Annotated in this window: 19 protein-coding genes and 1 tRNA gene; 9 read left to right on the top strand and 11 right to left on the bottom strand. The window is 63.5% G+C overall.

Annotated elements, in window-relative coordinates; all coding sequences use genetic code 11:
* Nucleotides 1-24 precede the first annotated feature (24 nt).
* From pstC to phoR, 6 genes are read left to right on the top strand one after another with little or no spacing between them, the layout of a single operon-like run.
* Nucleotides 25-1,026: a phosphate ABC transporter permease PstC gene (pstC, locus tag CUJ90_RS12920; RefSeq protein ID WP_073431228.1), complete on the top strand. Its 1,002-nt coding sequence runs from the start codon at nt 25-27 to the stop codon at nt 1,024-1,026.
* Nucleotides 1,023-1,919 carry a phosphate ABC transporter permease PstA gene (gene pstA / locus CUJ90_RS12915; RefSeq protein WP_073431194.1) on the top strand — a complete coding sequence of 299 codons (897 nt, stop codon included), beginning with the start codon at nt 1,023-1,025 and terminating at the stop codon, nt 1,917-1,919. The genes pstC and pstA overlap by 4 nt, the downstream gene beginning before the upstream one ends.
* 17 nt (nt 1,920-1,936) lie before the next feature.
* Nucleotides 1,937-2,785 carry a phosphate ABC transporter ATP-binding protein PstB gene (gene pstB, locus CUJ90_RS12910; protein WP_073431195.1) on the top strand — a complete coding sequence of 283 codons (849 nt, stop codon included), beginning with the start codon at nt 1,937-1,939 and terminating at the stop codon, nt 2,783-2,785.
* Between the two features lie 28 nt (nt 2,786-2,813).
* Nucleotides 2,814-3,518, top strand: a complete 705-nt coding sequence (phoU, locus tag CUJ90_RS12905) for a phosphate signaling complex protein PhoU (RefSeq protein ID WP_073431196.1) — start codon at nt 2,814-2,816, stop codon at nt 3,516-3,518.
* A gap of 26 nt (nt 3,519-3,544) precedes the next feature.
* On the top strand, nt 3,545-4,246 hold the full coding sequence (gene phoB, locus CUJ90_RS12900; RefSeq protein WP_073431197.1) for a phosphate regulon transcriptional regulator PhoB: 702 nt from the start codon (nt 3,545-3,547) through the stop codon (nt 4,244-4,246).
* Between the two features lie 45 nt (nt 4,247-4,291).
* Entirely contained in the window at nt 4,292-5,605 is a 1,314-nt protein-coding gene (gene phoR / locus CUJ90_RS12895) for a phosphate regulon sensor histidine kinase PhoR (RefSeq protein ID WP_114162963.1), read from the top strand.
* Nucleotides 5,606-5,739: 134 nt separating this feature from the next.
* Here phoR and ppk1 read toward each other — a convergent pair whose 3' ends face one another.
* The gene (ppk1, locus tag CUJ90_RS12890) at nt 5,740-7,803 is read right to left on the bottom strand and encodes a polyphosphate kinase 1 (protein WP_114162962.1); all 2,064 of its coding nucleotides are present in this window, start codon (nt 7,801-7,803) and stop codon (nt 5,740-5,742) included.
* A 201-nt stretch (nt 7,804-8,004) separates the two neighbouring features.
* Between ppk1 and ppx the strand changes: the two genes are divergently transcribed.
* Nucleotides 8,005-9,630 (top strand): exopolyphosphatase, encoded by a 1,626-nt coding sequence (ppx, locus tag CUJ90_RS12885; RefSeq protein ID WP_073431200.1) that lies wholly within the window; start codon nt 8,005-8,007, stop codon nt 9,628-9,630.
* 74 nt (nt 9,631-9,704) lie between these two features.
* On the opposite strand, the gene CUJ90_RS12880 is transcribed toward ppx, so the two are convergent.
* The 5 genes from CUJ90_RS12880 to CUJ90_RS12860 all read right to left on the bottom strand — a co-directional run bounded on the left by CUJ90_RS12880 (nt 9,705) and on the right by CUJ90_RS12860 (nt 12,403).
* Nucleotides 9,705-10,517 (bottom strand): GNAT family N-acetyltransferase, encoded by an 813-nt coding sequence (locus tag CUJ90_RS12880; protein ID WP_114162960.1) that lies wholly within the window; start codon nt 10,515-10,517, stop codon nt 9,705-9,707.
* A gap of 199 nt (nt 10,518-10,716) precedes the next feature.
* Complete coding sequence (sixA, locus tag CUJ90_RS12875) at nt 10,717-11,175, bottom strand: phosphohistidine phosphatase SixA (RefSeq protein ID WP_083086622.1); 459 nt, start codon at nt 11,173-11,175, stop codon at nt 10,717-10,719.
* A 249-nt stretch (nt 11,176-11,424) separates the two neighbouring features.
* Nucleotides 11,425-11,501, bottom strand: a tRNA-Pro gene (locus CUJ90_RS12870).
* An 85-nt stretch (nt 11,502-11,586) separates the two neighbouring features.
* Nucleotides 11,587-11,745 (bottom strand): DUF3309 family protein, encoded by a 159-nt coding sequence (locus tag CUJ90_RS12865; protein WP_114162959.1) that lies wholly within the window; start codon nt 11,743-11,745, stop codon nt 11,587-11,589.
* A gap of 478 nt (nt 11,746-12,223) precedes the next feature.
* Nucleotides 12,224-12,403: a hypothetical protein gene (locus CUJ90_RS12860; RefSeq protein ID WP_073431204.1), complete on the bottom strand. Its 180-nt coding sequence runs from the start codon at nt 12,401-12,403 to the stop codon at nt 12,224-12,226.
* A gap of 256 nt (nt 12,404-12,659) precedes the next feature.
* Between CUJ90_RS12860 and CUJ90_RS32640 the strand changes: the two genes are divergently transcribed.
* Nucleotides 12,660-12,827: a hypothetical protein gene (locus CUJ90_RS32640; protein ID WP_208645219.1), complete on the top strand. Its 168-nt coding sequence runs from the start codon at nt 12,660-12,662 to the stop codon at nt 12,825-12,827.
* Nucleotides 12,828-13,090: 263 nt separating this feature from the next.
* Here CUJ90_RS32640 and CUJ90_RS12855 read toward each other — a convergent pair whose 3' ends face one another.
* A complete protein-coding gene (locus CUJ90_RS12855; RefSeq protein ID WP_114162957.1) occupies nt 13,091-14,419 on the bottom strand; it encodes an MATE family efflux transporter in 1,329 nt (442 codons plus the stop codon).
* Between the two features lie 56 nt (nt 14,420-14,475).
* Nucleotides 14,476-14,784: a DUF2288 domain-containing protein gene (locus tag CUJ90_RS12850; RefSeq protein ID WP_073431205.1), complete on the bottom strand. Its 309-nt coding sequence runs from the start codon at nt 14,782-14,784 to the stop codon at nt 14,476-14,478.
* Nucleotides 14,785-14,894: 110 nt separating this feature from the next.
* Between CUJ90_RS12850 and CUJ90_RS12845 the strand changes: the two genes are divergently transcribed.
* The gene (locus CUJ90_RS12845) at nt 14,895-15,635 is read left to right on the top strand and encodes a pentapeptide repeat-containing protein (RefSeq protein ID WP_114162955.1); all 741 of its coding nucleotides are present in this window, start codon (nt 14,895-14,897) and stop codon (nt 15,633-15,635) included.
* An 838-nt stretch (nt 15,636-16,473) separates the two neighbouring features.
* On the opposite strand, the gene CUJ90_RS12840 is transcribed toward CUJ90_RS12845, so the two are convergent.
* The 3 genes from CUJ90_RS12840 to CUJ90_RS12830 form a co-directional block, all read right to left on the bottom strand.
* Nucleotides 16,474-16,800 (bottom strand): hypothetical protein, encoded by a 327-nt coding sequence (locus CUJ90_RS12840; RefSeq protein ID WP_073431207.1) that lies wholly within the window; start codon nt 16,798-16,800, stop codon nt 16,474-16,476.
* Nucleotides 16,801-16,925: 125 nt separating this feature from the next.
* On the bottom strand, nt 16,926-17,639 hold the full coding sequence (locus tag CUJ90_RS12835) for a peptidoglycan DD-metalloendopeptidase family protein (RefSeq protein ID WP_073431208.1): 714 nt from the start codon (nt 17,637-17,639) through the stop codon (nt 16,926-16,928).
* Between the two features lie 184 nt (nt 17,640-17,823).
* Nucleotides 17,824-18,732: an aldose epimerase family protein gene (locus CUJ90_RS12830; RefSeq protein ID WP_114163552.1), complete on the bottom strand. Its 909-nt coding sequence runs from the start codon at nt 18,730-18,732 to the stop codon at nt 17,824-17,826.
* Between the last annotated feature and the right edge of the window lie 6 nt (nt 18,733-18,738).

Here is an 18,738-nt window from a genome sequence, read left to right as displayed (position 1 = left end):
TGGAAACAGATCCATCAGGCTCTCATGTCCGATATCCATTTAGCGTCCGGCTCGTCGCGTTCGACCCCGCCCGGCAGCGCGTCGCAGCAGAAAGCGCCCAGCCGCGCCGGCGATATCATCTTCGGCGGCCTCGCACGCCTTGCGGCCATCGTCACGTTGCTGCTGCTCGGCGGCATCATCGTCTCGCTGATCGTCGCCTCGTTGCCCTCGATCAAGCAGTTCGGCCTCGCCTTCCTGTGGACCGCCGAATGGGATCCACCCAGCAAGCAATTCGGCGCACTGGTGCCCATCTACGGCACGGTCGCGACCTCGCTCATTGCACTCATCATCGCGGTGCCGGTCAGCTTCGGCATCGCGCTTTTCCTCACCGAACTCGCGCCCGCGTGGCTGCGCCGGCCGCTCGGCATCGCGATCGAACTGCTCGCCGCGATTCCGTCGATCGTGTACGGCATGTGGGGCCTGCTGGTGTTCGCGCCGATCTTCGCGACGTGGTTCGAGAAGCCGCTCGGCGCGGTGCTCGGCGGTATTCCGGTGGTGGGCGCGTTGTTTCAGGGTGCGCCGATCGGCATCGGCATTCTGTGCGCGGGCGTGATTCTCGCGATCATGATCATTCCGTACATCGCCTCGGTGATGCGCGACGTGTTCGAAGTCACGCCGGTGCTGCTGAAGGAATCGGCGTACGGCATCGGCTGCACGACGTGGGAAGTGATGTGGAAGATCGTGCTGCCCTTCACCAAGAGCGGCGTGATCGGCGGGGTGATGCTGGGCCTCGGCCGCGCGCTCGGCGAGACGATGGCGGTCACCTTCGTGATCGGCAACACCAATCTGCTCGACAACGTCTCGCTGTTTTCGCCGGGCAACAGTATTACCTCGGCGCTCGCCAATGAATTCGCCGAAGCCGATCCTGGCCTGCATACGTCGGCGCTGATGGAGCTCGGCCTGATCCTGTTCGTGATCACCTTCATCGTGCTGGCGATTTCGAAAATGATGCTGCTTCGCCTCGAGAAAGGGGAGGGCGCGAAATGAGCCAGTCCAGTCTGAATATGCCCGGCTCGAACGACGCCGTCGCGCTCGAAGCCATGCGCGTGCGCCTGCAGGGCCGCCGCCGCATGAAGAACGCGGTCGCGCTGACGCTGTCGCTCGCGGCGATGGCGTTCGGCTTGTTGTGGCTCGTGTGGATTCTCTATACGACGCTGCGCCTCGGCATCGGCGGTTTGTCGGTCGAACTGTTCACGCAATCGACGCCGCCGCCGAACACCGATGGCGGCGGGCTCGCCAATGCGATCGTCGGCAGCGTGATGCTGGTTGTGCTCGCGACCTTCGTCGGCACGCCGATCGGCATCCTGGCGGGCGTCTATCTCGCCGAATACGGGCAGAAAGGCTGGCTCGCCAGCGTCACGCGTTTCATCAACGACATTCTGTTGTCGGCGCCGTCGATCGTCGTGGGTCTGTTCGTCTACGCACTCGTGGTCGCGAAGATGGGCCACTTCAGTGGCTGGGCCGGCGTGTTCGCGCTCGCCTTGCTGCAGATTCCGATCGTGATCCGCACGACCGAAAACATGCTGAAGCTGGTGCCGAACGCGCTGCGTGAAGCCGCTTTCGCGCTCGGCACGCCGAAGTGGAAGATGGTGCTGTCGATCACGCTGAAGGCGTCGGTCGCCGGTATCGTCACCGGCGTGCTGCTCGCGATCGCGCGCATCGCCGGCGAAACCGCGCCGCTGCTTTTCACGGCGCTGTCGAACCAGTTCTTCTCGCTCGACATGGGCCAGCCGGTCGCGAATCTGCCGGTCACGATCTACAAGTTTGCGATGAGCCCGTTCGCGCAGTGGCAATCACTCGCGTGGGCCGGCGTCTTCCTGATCACGCTCGCGGTGCTGGGATTGAACATCCTCGCGCGCACGATCTTCTCGAACAAGTAAGGGCGGAGTGTAATCCGATGAATATGGCAGAAACTCAACTCAATCCGATTTCGCGCCCGACCGCGCCCGCCGGTTTCGATCCCGCCCAGAGCGGTCAGGCGCAAGCTCAGTCGCGCCCGAAGATCGAGGTCAACGACCTCAACTTCTTCTACGGCAAGTATCACGCGCTGAAGAACATCAACCTGCGGATTCCCGAAGGCAAGGTGACCGCGTTCATCGGCCCGTCGGGTTGCGGCAAGTCGACCTTGTTGCGCACCTTCAACAAGATGTATGCGCTCTATCCGGAGCAACGCGCCGAAGGCGAGATCCTGATGGACGGCGAGAACCTGCTGACCTCGAAGCGCGATATCTCGCTGCTGCGCGCGCGGATCGGCATGGTGTTCCAGAAGCCGACGCCGTTCCCGATGTCGATCTACGACAACATCGCGTTCGGCGTGAAGATGTTCGAGACGCTGCCGCGCTCGGAGATGGACGACCGCGTGGAATGGGCGCTAACGAAGGCCGCGCTGTGGAACGAAGTGAAGGACAAGCTCGGCCAGAGCGGCTATGGGTTGTCGGGCGGTCAGCAGCAGCGTTTGTGCATCGCGCGCGGTATCGCGATCCGTCCCGAAGTGCTGTTGCTCGACGAACCGTGCTCAGCGTTGGATCCGATTTCGACGGGCCGTATCGAGGAATTGATCGCCGAACTGAAGAGCGATTACACGGTGGTGATCGTCACGCACAACATGCAACAGGCGGCCCGCTGTTCGGACTACACTGCCTATATGTACCTTGGCGAACTGATCGAGTTCGGCGACACCGAAAAGATCTTTATCAAGCCGGTCCGCAAGGAAACCGAGGATTACATCACTGGCCGCTTCGGCTAAACCGCCGAGCACAATAACGGAGTACGACATGTCCGATAAACACCTGTCCAGCCAGTTCGACGCCGACCTGAATCTGGTTTCCTCGAAGGTGCTCGAAATGGGCGGCCTCGTCGAATCGCAGATCGTCAACGCCATGCGGGCGCTCAACGAATTCGATCTCGACATCGCCGAACAGGTGATCGCCGCCGAAGAGCGCCTGAACACGATGGAAATTGAAATCGACGAGGAGTGCAGCAACATCATCGCGCGCCGTCAGCCGGCCGCGCGCGACCTGCGCCTGTTGATCGCGATTTCCAAGACCATCACGAATCTCGAACGCGCCGGCGACGAAGCCGAAAAAATCGCCAAGCGCACCAAGCGGCTGATGGAAGACGGCGCGTCGCGCACCATCAATATCGCCGAGATCAAACTGTCGGGCGAAATGGCGGTGTCGATTCTGCGCCGCGCGCTGGACGCGTTCGCGCGTCTCGACACGGTGGCCGCCGCGCAGATCGTGCGCGACGACAAGGCGATCGACGAGGAATTCCGCGCGTTCGTTCGCAAGCTGATTTCGTACATGACCGAAGATCCGCGTTCGATTTCGGTGGGCCTCGATTTTCTGTTCATCGCCAAGGCGATCGAACGGATCGGCGACCACTCGAAGAACATCGCCGAATTCATCATCTACATCGTGAAGGGCACCGACGTGCGGCACAAGTCGCGCGACGCGCTCGAACGCGAAGCGCTCAGTTAATCCAAAGATAAGGACCAGAGGTGCCGATGCCCAGCAGCATTCTCGTCATTGAAGATGAGCCCGCCATTTCCGAACTGATTTCGGTGAATCTTCAACACGCCGGACACTGCCCGATTCGCGCGTACAACGCGGAGCAGGCGCAAAACCTGATCAGCGACGTGTTGCCCGATCTCGTCCTGCTCGACTGGATGCTGCCGGGCAAGTCCGGCATTGCGTTCGCGCGCGACCTACGCAGCAACGAGCGGACCAGGCACATTCCGATCATCATGCTGACCGCGCGTGGGGATGAGCAGGACAAGGTGCTCGGCCTCGAAATCGGCGCGGACGACTACGTCACCAAGCCGTTCTCGCCCAAGGAACTGATGGCGCGCATCAAGGCGGTGCTGCGCCGCCGCGCGCCGCAGCTTACCGAGGACGTGGTCGCGATCAACGGCCTGAAGCTCGATCCGGCGACGCATCGCGTGGCCGCGCATGCGGAAGGCAGCGAGATCAAGCTCGACCTCGGTCCGACCGAATTCCGTCTGCTGCACTTCTTCATGACGCACCCGGAGCGCGTGCATAGCCGCACGCAACTGCTCGATCAGGTGTGGGGCGATCATGTATTCGTCGAGGAACGCACGGTGGACGTGCACATCAAGCGCCTGCGCGCGGCGCTCAAGCCGGCCGGGTGCGATGCTATGATCGAGACGGTGCGCGGCAGCGGCTACCGGCTTGCGAAGAGCGCCTGAACTCGCCGCCCCGGCGCATACGTCCTTCCTCTCGATCGCTAGACCATGAACATCATCTGGGCGCGCTCCATCGTGTCGGTCGTGCTGCTGGCTGTTCTGTGCGTGGTGGTCGGCGCGCTCGTGAACGTCAAGGCGGCACTCGTCCTCGCGATCGTCTTGCTGCTCGCGCAGAGCTTCTTCAGCACTTTCCACAAGCAGCAGCTCTGGCGCCTGCTCGACGCGCCGGTTTACGGCGAGGTGCCGAGCGCCCCCGGCATCTGGGGCGAAATCTACTACCGTCTGCATAAGCTCGCGAAGCGCTGGCACGCTCAGGTGCGCCAAGTCGAGCAGCAGCATTCGCGTTTCATTCAGGCGATCCAGGCGTCGCCGAACGGTGTCGCGATGCTCGACGATCACGACCAGATCGAATGGTGCAACGCGATTTCCGAACTGCATTTCGGTCTCGACGCGAAGCGCGATCTGCGTCAGCACATCACGCATCTGGTGCGTCAGCCCGATTTCGTCCGCTACCTGAATTCGCATCGCTACGAAGAAATGCTGATCATGCGCGGCATGGGCGACAAGCGCCAGAACGTGCTGTCGGTGCAGGTGTTTCCCTACGGCGAAAACCGCAAGCTGGTGCTGTCGCAAGACATCACCGAACTGGAGCGCACCGACGCCATGCGGCGCGACTTCGTCGCCAACGTCTCGCATGAACTGAAAACGCCGCTCACGGTGCTCTCCGGTTTCCTCGAGACGATGCGCGAATTGCCGCTGAACGAAGCCGAACGCGGGCGTTATCTGGAACTGATGGAGCAGCAGGCCTCGCGCATGCGCCACATCGTCAACGATCTGCTGGTGCTCGCCAAGCTCGAGGGCGACAACAAGCCGCCGAGCGATCAGATGATCGACATGCGCGCGGTGCTGCGGCATCTGAAGCACGATGCGGAAAGCCTGTCGAGCGATCATCACAAGATCGCGTTCGACGTCGACGAGGGCCTCACCGTGACCGGCGTGGAAACGGAAATCCTCAGCGCGCTCGGCAATCTCGTGACGAATGCGATTCGCTACACGCCGGACGGCGGCGCGATCAGGGTGAACTGGCAGGCGAGCGGCGGCGGCGCGGTGTTCTCCGTCACCGATAGCGGCTTGGGCATTCCGGCGGCGGACATTCCGCGGCTGACCGAGCGCTTCTATCGCGTCGATCGCAGCCGCTCACGCGACACGGGCGGCACGGGCCTGGGCCTCGCGATCGTCAAGCACGTGCTGCAACGGCACGATGCACAACTCGAAGTGAAGAGCGAGGAAGGCCGCGGCAGTACCTTCACCGTGCGCTTTCCGACATATCGCACGGCGCGCCGGCAACCGGCGCCGGCTTGAGCGGCGCGCGCAGCGGCTGAAAAGACAAGCCCGCCTGGCAAGAACGCAAGGCGGGCTTTATATCGCGTGTGGCCGGCGTGTGGCCGGCGTATGGCCGGTTCACGCTCACCGAAGCGAGCGCCACGACCGTCAGCTCACGGGCAGAACTTCCCCAGCAAACTCATCTGCGCATTGCGCGACGATTTTCCCGGCCGGCGACGCCGATAGTGACCGTCGCTTTGCATCAGCCACGCGGACTGGTTGTCGCCGAGAAACGCCGACAGACCTTCGGCGATCACACGCCGCTTCAGGCGCCGGTTGTTGATCGGAAACGCGACTTCGACACGACGGAAGAAATTGCGGTCCATCCAGTCGGCGCTCGACAGATAAACCTGTTCCTTGCCGCCGTCGTAGAAGTAATAGATACGATGATGTTCGAGAAAGCGCCCGACGATCGAGCGTACCGTGATGTTCTCCGACAGCCCCGGCACGCCCGGCTGCAACGAACACACGCCGCGCACGATCAGATCGATCTTCACGCCCGCCTGTGACGCTTCGTATAGCTCGGCAATCACGGTGGGTTCGAGCAGCGCGTTCATCTTCGCGACGATGCGCGCCTTGTTGCCGGCGCGCGCATGCTCGGCCTCGGCGCGAATCGCTTCAACGAGTTTTGGATGCAGCGTGAACGGCGATTGCCACAGTTCGTGCAGCTTCAGTTCGCCGCCGATGCCGGTCAGTTGCTGGAACACGTGGTGCACGTCTTCGCAGATCTTCTGATCGGCGGTCATCAGGCCGAAGTCGGTATAAAGACGCGCGGTGCGCGGATGATAGTTGCCGGTGCCGAGGTGGACATAGCGCTTCAACGTGGTCTTGCCGCCGGCCGACACGCGCCGCACGATCAGCATCATCTTCGCGTGGCACTTGTGGCCCACCACGCCATACACGACGTGCGCGCCCACCGCTTCGAGCTGCGCCGCCCAATTGATGTTGGTTTCCTCGTCGAAGCGCGCGAGCAGTTCGACCACCACCGTGACTTCCTTGCCGTTGCGCGCGGCTTGCATCAGCGCGTCCATGAGCGGCGAGTCGGTGCCGGTGCGATAGATGGTTTGCTTGATCGCCACCACGTTCGGATCTTTTGCCGCCTGCAACAGCAGTTCCAGCACCGGCTGGAAGCTCTCATACGGATGATGCAGCAGCACGTCGCCCTGATCGATCACGTCGAACAGGCTGGTGCTGTTGGCGATCTGCGGCGGAATCGAAGGGATGTGCGGCACGAACTTCAGGTCGGGCCGGTCCACCATCTCCGGCAATTGCATGAGCCGAACGAGATTGACGGGGCCGTCGGCGAAATAGCAATCCTTGGTGGTGAGGCTGCTCTCGTCGAGCAGGCGCCGCACGACATGCGCCGGCGTTTCCGCCGACACTTCCAGCCGCACCGCATTACCCAGATGGCGCGCCGGCAATTCGCCCTGCAACGCGACGCGCAGATTGGTGATCTCGTCTTCGTCGACGAACAGTTCGCTATTGCGCGTGATGCGAAACTGATTGCAGCTTCGCACCACCAGGTTCGGAAACAGCTCGCCGACAAAGCGCTGCAACAGCGAACTGAGCAGCACGAAACCATGCGGATAGCCCGACAGTTCCTGCGGCATGCGTACGAGCCGCGGCAGTGCGCGCGGCGCTTGCACGATGCCCATCATCGCCTGGCGGCCGAACGCGTCCTTGCCTTCGAGTTCGACGACGAAGTTCAGGCTCTTGTTGAGCACACGCGGAAACGGGTGCGCGGGGTCGAGCCCGATCGGCGTGAGCACCGGCAGCAGTTCATTGAAGAAATAGTCGCGCGCCCATTCGGTCTGCGCTTCGTTCCATGCTTCGGTGCCGTGAAAGTAGATGCCTTCCGCTTCGAGCGCGGTCAGCACCGTATCGTGCAGCATGGTGTATTGACGATGCACGAGCTTCTGCGCGCGCTCGACCACGAGGTCGTAGACGTGCTGCAACGACATGCCGTCCGGCGACAACGCGCCGGGGTTATCGCGCATCTGTTCCTGCAGTCCGGCCATGCGGACTTCGAAAAATTCGTCGAGATTGCTACTGGTGATGCAAATGAAGCGCAGGCGTTCGAGCAAAGGAACGGCGGGGTCGGCTGCTTGCGCCAACACACGCTCGTTGAAACCCAGAATGCCCAGTTCGCGATTCAATAACGGGTAGCGGATGGACATCGGCAGCGAGAATGGAGGATCAGGTAGAGACGCGAAAAGACGCTCGGAAATTCTCACAGTATGATGACAAGGTTATGACATTCTCGATGTTATAAATTCTACGCCGTATTCGCCGCGTGTCGTCAATATGACGCAGTGCATATGGGACCATGGGGCACCCCATTGCTGCGAGGTGACATCGTGAGGCCCCGTACGCTTAGAATGGCGTCTTTGAACAGCGCGGCCGGCCACAAGACGCCCAAAGCGCCGGGTGAGCATCCGGTGTCTTCCGCATCCACCGCCGCCGCGCTCGCGCGCATGGAGTCCGCTTACCCGATGGTCAATACGCCACAACTCCTCGCCGCCGTCGACCTCGGCTCCAACAGCTTCCGTCTGATCGTGGGCCGGGTCGAGGAAACCGACGCGGGTAGCCAGATCTATCAGGTCGACGCATTGCGTGAGCCGGTGCGTCTTGCCGCCGGTCTGTCGCGCGACAAGATGCTCGATCGCGCCTCGCAAGTGCGCGGCTGGGACGCGCTCAAGCGGTTCGGCGAGCGGCTGCGCGACTTTCATCCCGACCACGTTCGCGCGGTCGCCACCAATACGCTGCGCATCGCCAAGAACGCGGGCGAATTTCTCGGTGAGGCGCAAGCCGCGCTCGGCTTCCCGATCGAGGTGATCGCCGGACGCGAGGAAGCCCGCCTCATCTACGCGGGCGCCGCGCACTCGGTGCCCGCCAGCGCCGGCAAGCGCCTCGTGGTCGATATCGGCGGCGGCTCGACGGAATTCATCATCGGTTCGCATTACACGCCGATCAAGATGGAGAGCCTGTACATCGGCTGCGTGAGCCATAGCCGGACGTTCTTCCCGGCAGGCAATGTCGACGAATACACGATGCGCCAGGCCGAACTCGCCGCGGGCCGCGAAATCCAGATCATTTCCGCCGAATACAAGAAAACCGGTTGGGAGCAGGCGATCGGATCATCCGGCACCGCGCGCGCGTTGGCCGAACTGGTCGAGGCCAACGGCTTCAACGATCCGGGCGTCACCCACGGCATTTCGCGCGGCGGGCTGGAGCGGCTCAAGCGCGCGTTGATCAAGGCGGAGAACGTCAATCGTTTGAAGCTCGTCGCGTTGAAGAGCGATCGCGTGCCGGTGCTGGCCGGCGGCCTGTCGATCATGATCGCGGTGTTCGACGAACTCGGCGTCGATTACGTCGATACGACAGACGGCGCACTGCGCCTCGGCGTGTTGTACGACCTGCTGGGCCGTTCGCAGCACGAAGACATGCGCACGGTCACGGTGGAGGGCTTCATGCGCCGCTATGGCGTGGATCGTGCGCAGGCCGGGCGTATCGGCGAACTCGCGGTGCGTTTTTACGACCAGTTCGCGGAGCCGGACGAGGAACGCCGGCTGGAAAACCGCATGTTCCTCGGTTGGGCGGCGGCGCTGCATGAAATCGGGCTATCGATTTCGCACAGCGCGTATCACAAGCATTCGGCCTATATCGCCAGCAACGCGGACATGCCGGGTTTTTCACGCACCGACCAGGCGCGGCTCGCCGCGCTCGTGCTCGGTCACGCGGGCAAGCTCGGCAAGCTCTCGCAAACGCGTGAAGTGGAATGGCCGCTGCTCTTCTGTCTGCGGCTCGCGGCGCTGTTGTGCCGTCGGCGTGCGGATGTCGGCTTGCCGAATATCGCGGTTGCGCAGGCCAACGGCGGCTATGAGGTGCGTCTGCCGAACGAATGGGTGGCGAACAATCCGCTGACCGATTACAGCCTGATCCAGGAAGCTGCGGAATGGGAGAAGGTTGGCATCCCGTATCGGGTGGTTTATACCGACGATTGAAGCGCGTCTCATCGTCGGTGAAAAAAGAAAAGCCCGGTCATTGCCGGGCTTTTCTTTTTGAACATCGCCGCTGCTCAGCGCGGCATCGCATCGCCGAGGAAGTGGCGGGCGTAACGCGCATTGATGTCGGACAGACGGAACAGCGTCAGGAAGTCCGCGGTGTTGAAGTCGGGATCCCATGCGGGCGCGCCGCAAATCTTCGCGCCCAGACGCAGATAACCCTTCACGAGCGGCGGCGGCGCGACATCGGCGCCCGTTTGCAATTCGTCCACGGGCAACGGCGTGTGCGGGAACGCGCGATATTCCGGCGCCGTCATGGCGCTATCGCGCAGCGAGCAATACAGATTCGCCGCGTAGTGGCCGCCGTCGACCATCGCGACGCTCGCGCAGCCGAGCATCGTTTCGTAGCCGTTGTGTTTCATGTACCCGGCGAGCCCGGCCCACAGCGACATGATCACCGAGCCGCTGCGATAGTCGGGATGCACGCATGAGCGGCCCACTTCCACCATCTTCGCGCGCAGGTGCGTGAGACGCGACACGTCGAATTCGCTTTCCGCATACAGGCGCCCGATGCGTGCCGCCTGGTGTGGCGGCAACGCGCGATACGTGCCGACCACTTTCAGCGTGTCGAGATCGCGCACCAGCAGATGATCGCAGTAGTTGTCGAATGCATCGACGTCGAGACCCGTGGGGCCCGTCAGGCGCGCGCCCATTTCGTCGGCGAAAACGCGGTAGCGCAGACGCTGCGCCTCGCGCAGCTCTTCATCCGTGCGGGCCCACGTGACTTGCAGGCGATGCTGGGCGGTGACCGTCTCTTCGGCGCGCGGCAGACGACGCAATTCGAAGATCGAAGCGAGGGGCAGGGTAGGCGTCGGCAGTTCTCGCATGGGGCGTCCTGGTCGAAAAAAGGGAGAATTCTTTTTTCGCCAATGTAGTAACGCCCGGTGACGCTCGCATGGCAAAGCCGTGACGATTGGATGACTGCCCGTAAGCATGAGGAGCTTGCGGCTCGCCATGCCGCGCTTTCGCGCGTGGGTTTTGCGCTGGCGGCACGCGTTGTTGCGCGGGCTTTGAATGTTGCCTTGCCTAGATCAGATCGGGACTGATCGCGGCGCGCAGCACGGCCTGTTCATCACCGTCGCGTTCACGGCTCGCGATCCACCATACGCCGGCTTTTTTCAGTGGCCAGCTTGCCTCGCTGTTGCCGACGAGCCGCGCGGCGACGTGGCCGAGCGTGGGTTGATGGCCGACCACCACCACCGTTTGCGCGATGCCCTTGGGCCAGCCGGCCGCCTCGAGCACGTCATTGGCGCTGGCGTTGGGCGCGAGTTCGCGCATCACGCGATACTGGTCGCTCAAGGTCTCCGCGGTTTGAATGGTGCGCACGGCCGGACTCGCGAGGACCACGGCGTCGTCGGGCAGCCGCGCGCGCAGCCATTTGGCGACGTTTTGCGCCTGCTTGCGGCCCCGGGTAGTGAGCGCCCGGGACAGATCGCTGGCGGCAAAGTCTTCGGCTTCGGCGTGACGCCAGAGAATCAGGTCCATGCATGTCTCCTTGATTCTGGTTGCTCAGGTTGGTCCGGGTTGCGGCCAGGGTGGCTGCGCCGGTTTTCCGCCCATTTTTCACTCACTGTCGCATGCGGCGTTGCGAGTCCGCAAGTCGATGCCCTCATCGATTCCTAAGTGAAATGCGCGATCACCCGGATCGCAAGTGCAACGCCCGATAGCAAATGCAACGCCCAAAAGCAAAAACCCGCGAAGCCGGAGGCGACGCGGGTTTCGTATTGCTTTTCGTGGTCGGAGCGAAAGGATTCGAACCTTCGACCCTCTGATCCCAAATCAGATGCGCTACCAGGCTGCGCTACGCTCCGACGAATCCGAGATTTTATCTGGCATTGGGTGCCAGAGTCAATCACGAATTGCGCCGGCGCGAAAAGGCAGCGCGCGGCCATGCTTCTATAGCCGCCCCATCACGAGCAATGCGATCACGATGATCAAGACGATGCCGATCACGCCGGTCGGCGCATAGCCCCAACCGCTGCTGTACGGCCAACTCGGCAATGCGCCAATCAGCAGAAGGATGAGCACGATAAGCAGTATGGTTCCGATGGTCATTCGAGTTCTCCTGTCCGGCCCTCAGAGGCTGGGCCACATGGTCTGATGGTCGGCGCATGCACGCCGGGACGATCGGCGCGCGGCATGCGCGCCTTCAGGTGTGAGGGAGCAAGGCACGTGCCTATCGGGGAACAAGGCGGGCAGGGCAAGCCGCCGGGCGTGTGGCTGCGCGTTGTGGGGCGACGGTGTTTTCATGCCACTGCAGGCAGGAAAAACTTGCGCGCGCGGCGCCTTGTATTCGGGGCGGCGTTTGAGGGGCGACGGCGTGCATGCAAGGCATTTGCAGCCGGGGCGGGCCGATAACGATCGTAGCCGGCGCGCGGTAGCCGCGGCGATCCAGGCGTCGTAGTGGTCAAACGAAACGACGGGCGCGAGCGCCGCGCCGTCGGGTGCCAATGCGGTTCCCGTTTGGCCCCGGAGTCGCTACCGCGTTGTCAACCGAATCCACGAAAAGGCCGAACGAGCGCGAGTACCCTGTTCAGTGCCGGCGACGCATCCAGTGCGGCATATGCATGTGCTGATGGGTGACCCAGTGATGCAGCATGCCTTCGCCGTGGTGCTCGCGCTTGTATTCCCGCGATTCGAAAATCGACAGCGCCAGCAGCACGAGCAGACCTATTGCGAGCCCGACCAGACCTGCGATCGATTCAGCGTCCATGGCAGTCTCCTATGACGTGCGCCTGTGACATCAATAGTAGGTCACGCCCGGCGATTTGGGAGCCGAAGAGCGCTTGCCGCAATACGGGAAACCGAAATCCGTCGCGGTGTGTCCAGGCGTCGTTCAGGGATGTACCTCGCTTATCGCGGCGGCGAGGAATGTGCTTTGCGGGTAGACTCTCGGCGCCTGGTTGGAAGCGCGTCAGGTTTGCGCTTGCTGCCGCTACTTCATTCTGTTTCGAGAGAGATTGGTGTCCATGATTCGCGTCCCATTGGTTGTGCTGCTGCTGGTCGCTGGCCTCGCCGGCTGTGCGAACGGTCCCGGCCGTCACGGCGGTCCGCCGCCGCAAGATCCCGCCGACTATCACGGGGTGCCCACCGACAATCGGCCGCCCTCGATGGTGCCCGCGCCGGTCTCGCCTTGAGCGTCGACTGAAGATCAAAGCGAAAGCGCCGACGCGCGCGCGCTCACAGTTACGCATGCAGTTCGCACGGAGCGCGCGGGCTGCGGTCATTCCAGAGCCCATCTCATGCGCGACACGCATGCGCCTGTTTCAAGCCATCACCGCGCCGCGGCCGGAATGCATGAGATCGCTGCGCGTCACGTCTTGGCGGCAGGCGCAAAGCACCGTCTCGCGCCAGATTCGCGTTGCAACAAAGGCATGCCAAGCGGACGCACAATCGACGGCTAGCCGTTCGCACCCGCCATGCCGCGCACGATGCCCGGCAGATAGCGCGCGAGCGTCACGCCCCGCGCGGCCATGAAGATCAGCATCGCGGCCCACAAACCGTGATTGCCGAAGAGCGCCAGCAACAGCCACGACGCCGCCACGAACACCGCGAACGACACCACCATCGACATCATCAGTTCGCGCGTTCGCGTCGCGCCGATGAACACGCCGTCGAGCACGAAGCCCCACACCGACACCACGGGCGACAACGCGGCCCAAGGCAGATACGTTTCAGCGGCGGCGCGCACCGCGGCCTGATCGGTCAGTCGCTCGACGATCCATGCGCCCGCGCCCCAATACACGAGCGAGAAACCCAGCGCGCCGAGCGCGGACCACAGCGCCGTCACGCTAATGGCCTGTCTGAAGCCGTGCCGGTCGCGCGCGCCGATCGCCGCGCCGACGAGCGCTTCGGCGGCGTGCGCGAAGCCGTCGAGTCCGTAGGCCATGAAGGTTTGAAAATTCAGCAGCAGCGCGTTGGCGGCGAGGATGGCGTCGCCCTGGCTCGCGCCGAGATGCGCGAACCAGCCAAACGACAGAAGCAGGCACAGCGTGCGGACGAAGATGTCGCGATTGAGCACCACCAGACGCCTGAGCGCCGCCGCGTCGAGCAAGGCCGCGCGGTTCAGCGCGGGCAAACCGCGCGGCCGGCCGCGCCACAGCAGCGCGGCGCCGAGCACGAAGCCGAGCGCGTCGGCCGTGGCGGTCGCGGCGCCGATGCCGGCCACGCCCCAGTCGAAGCCATGCACGTAGAGCAGTACCGCCACGATGTTCACGCTGTTGATGAACACTTGCGAGAGCAGCGCGAGTCGCACTTGCTGCGTGCCGAGCAGCCAGCCGAGCACGACGTAATTGCCGAGCGCGAGCGGGGCCGCCCAGATGCGCGCGTGGCAGTAGATGCGCGCTTGATGCTGCACGGCCTCGCTGCCGCCGATCGCGCGCAACGTGTACTCGATCAGCGGCATTTGCAGCGCCAGCACCGCCGCGCCGATCGCGGCTGCGAGCAGCAGCGCGCGCACGACGTCGTTGCGCAGCCCGGCCTCGTCGCGCGCACCATGCGCTTGCGCGACGAGGCCCGTGGTCCCCATGCGTAAAAAGCCGAAGCCCCAGAACACGAAGTTGAAAAAGACGCCGCCGAGCGCCACGCCGCCGAGATACGACGCGCCGTCGAGATGGCCGGCGACGGCGGTGTCGACCGCGCCGAGAATCGGCTGCGTCAGATTGGCGAGGACGATGGGAAACGCCAGCGTCAGCACCCGGCGATGCCAGTGCGCGGGCACGGCGGGCATGGCAGCGCCCGCGCCGTCTCCCAAGGGGGCTTCCTTCGGACCGTGCGCGGGTTCGCTCAACCGCGTTCCTGCACGCACACCCAAGGAGAGACGACCACTGCCCACAGATCGGGATCGCGCGCGGCGAAATCCGCGGCGGTTTCCGCCTGCACGCGTTCGACGAGGCCGGCGGACAGCCATTGCGTGACCTGCGTGGTGTCGTCGCTGGCGATGGCTTCGGCGACGCTGACCAGATCGAGGTCGCGTGCGACGCGCAGCAGCATGCCGCGCGCGAAAAAGCGTTCGAGTTCGGGCCAGCCGATCTTGGCGGTTTCGGCGAGCAGTTTCGCGTACAGCGGGCTGTGGGTGGCGTCGTTGGAAGTCATCGTTCGCGCGTTTTTGACGGGCCGTCACTATAAACCATTGGCGCGGACCGCCAGGGCGGCGCGCATTCCGGTAGGCTTTGGGTCTTGCGAAATTCTGATTCTGAACCCTCATGTCACTGGATTCAACGGCGCCGGCTGCGGGCGCGCAAGCTCATCAAGTGCTCGGCGCCACGCTTGCGCGGGCCGACGTGGAGCGCCTCATCGCGGCGAATCGCGCGAGCGATAGCGAGCCGCCCCGGCAGCCGCTTCATTTCGCCGACTGTGATTTCGAAGGCGCCGATCTGTCGCGGCTCGATCTGCGCGGCGCCGAATTTCATCGCTGCACGATTGTGGAGACCTCGTTTTTCGGCGCGACGCTCTCGCAGACGCGCTGGGTCCGTTGCCGTGGGCGCGAGGCGGATTTCGCGTCCGCCGACCTGGTCGACGCGGCGTTCCAGTCGAGCGATCTGAACAACACCAGTTGGCGGCGCGCCAAGCTCGCGTCGGCGTCGTTTCACGGCTGCAAGCTGACGGGCGCGAATTTCGAGGCTTGCGCCGCGCTTGGCTTGAGCTTCGTCGAGAGCTTGCTGGTGGGCGCGCATTTGCGCGGCCTGTCGTTTCGCAAGGCCACGCTCCAGCAACTCGATTTCTCGGACGCCGATCTCGCCGGCGTCGATTTCCGCGAGGCGATTTTCGAGGGCGGCAGCCTGAAGGACGCGCATCTGAAGGGCGCGCGCTTCGACGGCGCCGATTTGCGCGAAGCCGATTTGAGCGGCGTGCGGCTTGTCGATGCGGCGCTCTTCAAGGGCGCGACGATTTCGCATCATCAAGCTGCGGTGCTGGTCACCGAACTCGGTTTGCGAGTCATGTGAGCCGGGGTTTTAGCCGGCCGGGCGAGACCAATGGCCGGTTCGAATCGACGGGCGACGCGCATATCATTCCATTGGTAGAATGAATAATGGTTTTAAAACTTCGCAATTTGTATGTTATTACCAAATTTTAATTATTTCGCCATTCGCGAATTTTTCTTGTGACGAAATTCCCTCGATTTATTCGTACGGATCAACGCGGATTAAATGCCCGCGTTGGTGTGTTTGCGCACCAAGTCTGAGCGGCGCGAAATGCGCCACGATTATGCCGGGTGCGCCTCGCCAAAATCGGTTTTTAGTCTTTCTTCAGGGTTTTTGAACGCGCTTTGGGTATAAGCATGGGTGCCCCGTCTGTCGGGCGATGCACGGATTTTCTTCGGCGCGCTTAATCGCTTTGCCGGACGAAATGGTGCGTGGATTGAGCGTGGTTATTGCCGGCGTTTCTGGTTCACATAATGCGGAATCCGTACGCCGCATCACATTGCGTGAGAAATTAATATATTGCGCTTGTAAAAGCGAGTTGTTAGATTTCGTTCTGGCGCATGGTGAACCGGTCCTTTGCCGATATGCGCCGAACCCCCGTTAGCCCGGCCTCGTGCCGGGCTTTTTTTTGCTCCGATTCATACGCCGTCGATCGTGAAAGTGACATCCCTTTTTATCGCTCCCGACGTGCTTGATTTTTTTGGCGCCTCGCCAAGGGCGTCGTCGCGCGCGCGGTTTGGATTTCGCTGCGGCCTCCGTCCGCGCTCGCGAAGGCGGCGGAGGCGCTAATGCCTGCCGGTTCCGGCGGATCTGCCGCCGCTGCCAGTGCCAGCGGTGCCGCTTGTTGCGGGCCGGGCCGTCACTGTTTGCAGCGAATCACCATCGATCGGTTCTTCACATTCGCGCCGAAAATCCCGCCGACCGAGCCGCCGGAAGTGCCGCCGCTGTCGACGTCTTTTGAAACGACGTCGTAGCCGTAATTGCCGCAGACTTCGCCGGCGCGCTTGTAGCACTCGCCCCAACTGGAACTGGCGTCGCTGCCGCTGCAGTTGATTGCAAAGCCGGTTTCGCCGCTAGGCAGGTAGGTCATGGTGGTGGTGCTGGAGCAGCCGCCGAGCCCGCCGAGCGTCAGCAGGCCAAGACCGATCGCCGCCGCGGTCGCGACGGACGCAAATGCGCTCTTCATGACAGATTCCTCACAGATGACGGGAAAGACGTGGCGCACGGCCACGTCGCGTGTCGAGAAAGAGCGTAGCACGCGAGGTTCCCTCGACCGCGGACGCAGGGTGCGTGCCAGCGCTTCAGACGCCCCTATCTGGGCGGCAGCGCCTTCGACGGATCGATCGAGCGGCCCTGATAGCGCAACTCGAAGTGCAGCATGACACGATCGGTATCGGTGTTGCCCACCTCGGCGATCTTTTCGCCGCGCGCGACCGATTGGCCTTCCTTCACCAGCAGCACGCGGTTGTGCGCATAAGCGGTCAGGTACTCGGCATTGTGTTTGAGGATCAGCAGATTGCCGTAACCGCGCAAACCGTTGCCCGCATACACGACCGTGCCGGCCGCCGCGGCGACCACCGGTGTGCCCGCGGCCGCCGAAATATCGATGCCCTTGGAATTGGCGCCGTCGAAACGCCGGATCACGGTGCCGTCGGCCGGCCAGATCAGCGAGATCGCGGAAGCCGGCGCGGACGACGGCGCGCTGTCCTCCGAGGCCGGCGCCGGGCGCGGCGACGCCGAAGCGCTCGCGCCGCCGTTGCTGCGTGTCGCGCCGCTCGTCGATGCTCCGCCTGGCGGCACGACGCGCAGCACCTGGCCGACCTCGATGCTGTCCGGGTTGGTCAGATTGTTCCAGCGCACGATGCTTTGCACCGATTGCCGGTTGCTGCGCGCGATTTTCGACAGCGTATCGCCCCGTTCGACCCGATAGAAGCCTGGCGCCACCGGCGCCGACCCGCACGCGACGAGCAGCGCCACCAACGACGCGCAGGCGAGCCGTTTGATCATTCTTGTTGTTCCCCGCATTGGACCTCGCAAAGCGCTGCCGCGCGCCGATCCCGATCACGCGGCAGGTGGATGCAAAGCGTCCGATTCTAACGGTTTTGCGTTGCAACACGCGAAAAACGGGCAGCGACAAGACCACGCGCGGCATGAAACGCGGCGCAACGCGGCCCCATCCACCGCGCGTCGCTCGACGTGAAAGCCGCCATCAGCGCAGCTTGCCGACGTTGATACGCAGCGTGGCCGCCTCGGTTTGTCCCGGTTCGAGCCAGCGCAAACCCATGCCGTTGTGGATCGCATCCGGCAGTCCCAGCCACGGCTCGACGCAGTAGAAGTCGGAATCAGCGGCTTCCGTCCACGTGGTGACGGCGTACCAGGGCACCGAGTCCGGCCGCTGCAGATCGATGGTGACGAGCCGGTTGAGACCAGGCGCGATGAGCCGCACCGGCTGATCCGGGTCGCCGACGAGGCAATGGAACCGGTCATGAATGCGCGCCTCGTCGAGCGTGTAGCGCGCTTCGCCCGGCTCGGCGGCGCTGATCGAACCGTCGTCCTGCTGATGGCGGCGTTCGGTGCGCGGCAGTTCCAGCGAGGTCTCGCCGCGCTGTGTGTGCGGCAGCGTGAAGTAAAAGTGATGGCCGGCGTAGTAGGGCAGCCGCGCGTCGCCGGTGTTGGCGGTGCGCAGCGTGACTTCGAGCGTGGCTGCGTCGATCAGGGTGTAGACCGCCTCGAACCGGAAGCCGAACGGATAGAAGACGCGCGTCGCGGCGTTGTCGGTCAGCACCATGCGCAGGCCGGCGCCATGAACGTCGGCATGGGCGTCGAACGGCAGGTCGCGCGCGAAGCCGTGCATCGGCAACTCGCGCACCGCGCCCGCGGCGTCGCGCCAATAGCCGATCTTGCCGTCGACACGATGGCGGCCGAGAAACGGAAACAGCAGCGGATTGCCGCCACGGATCCGCGCGGGCTGACTCCAGTCGGCGTGCTCGGGCCAATGAATCACGGCCTCGCCGTCGATCGTCCACGACAACAGACGGCCGCCGGCTTGCGGCGCGAAGCGGAGCACGGAGGCGTCCTGGGCGATTTCGAGAATGTCCTGTTGCGGGGAAAGGGGCATGTCGAT

This window comes from Paraburkholderia terricola, assembly GCF_003330825.1.
Lineage (GTDB): Bacteria > Pseudomonadota > Gammaproteobacteria > Burkholderiales > Burkholderiaceae > Paraburkholderia > Paraburkholderia terricola.
The sequence above is the reverse complement of the archived record's forward strand: the minus strand, read 5'-3'. Positions and strand labels throughout refer to the sequence as shown.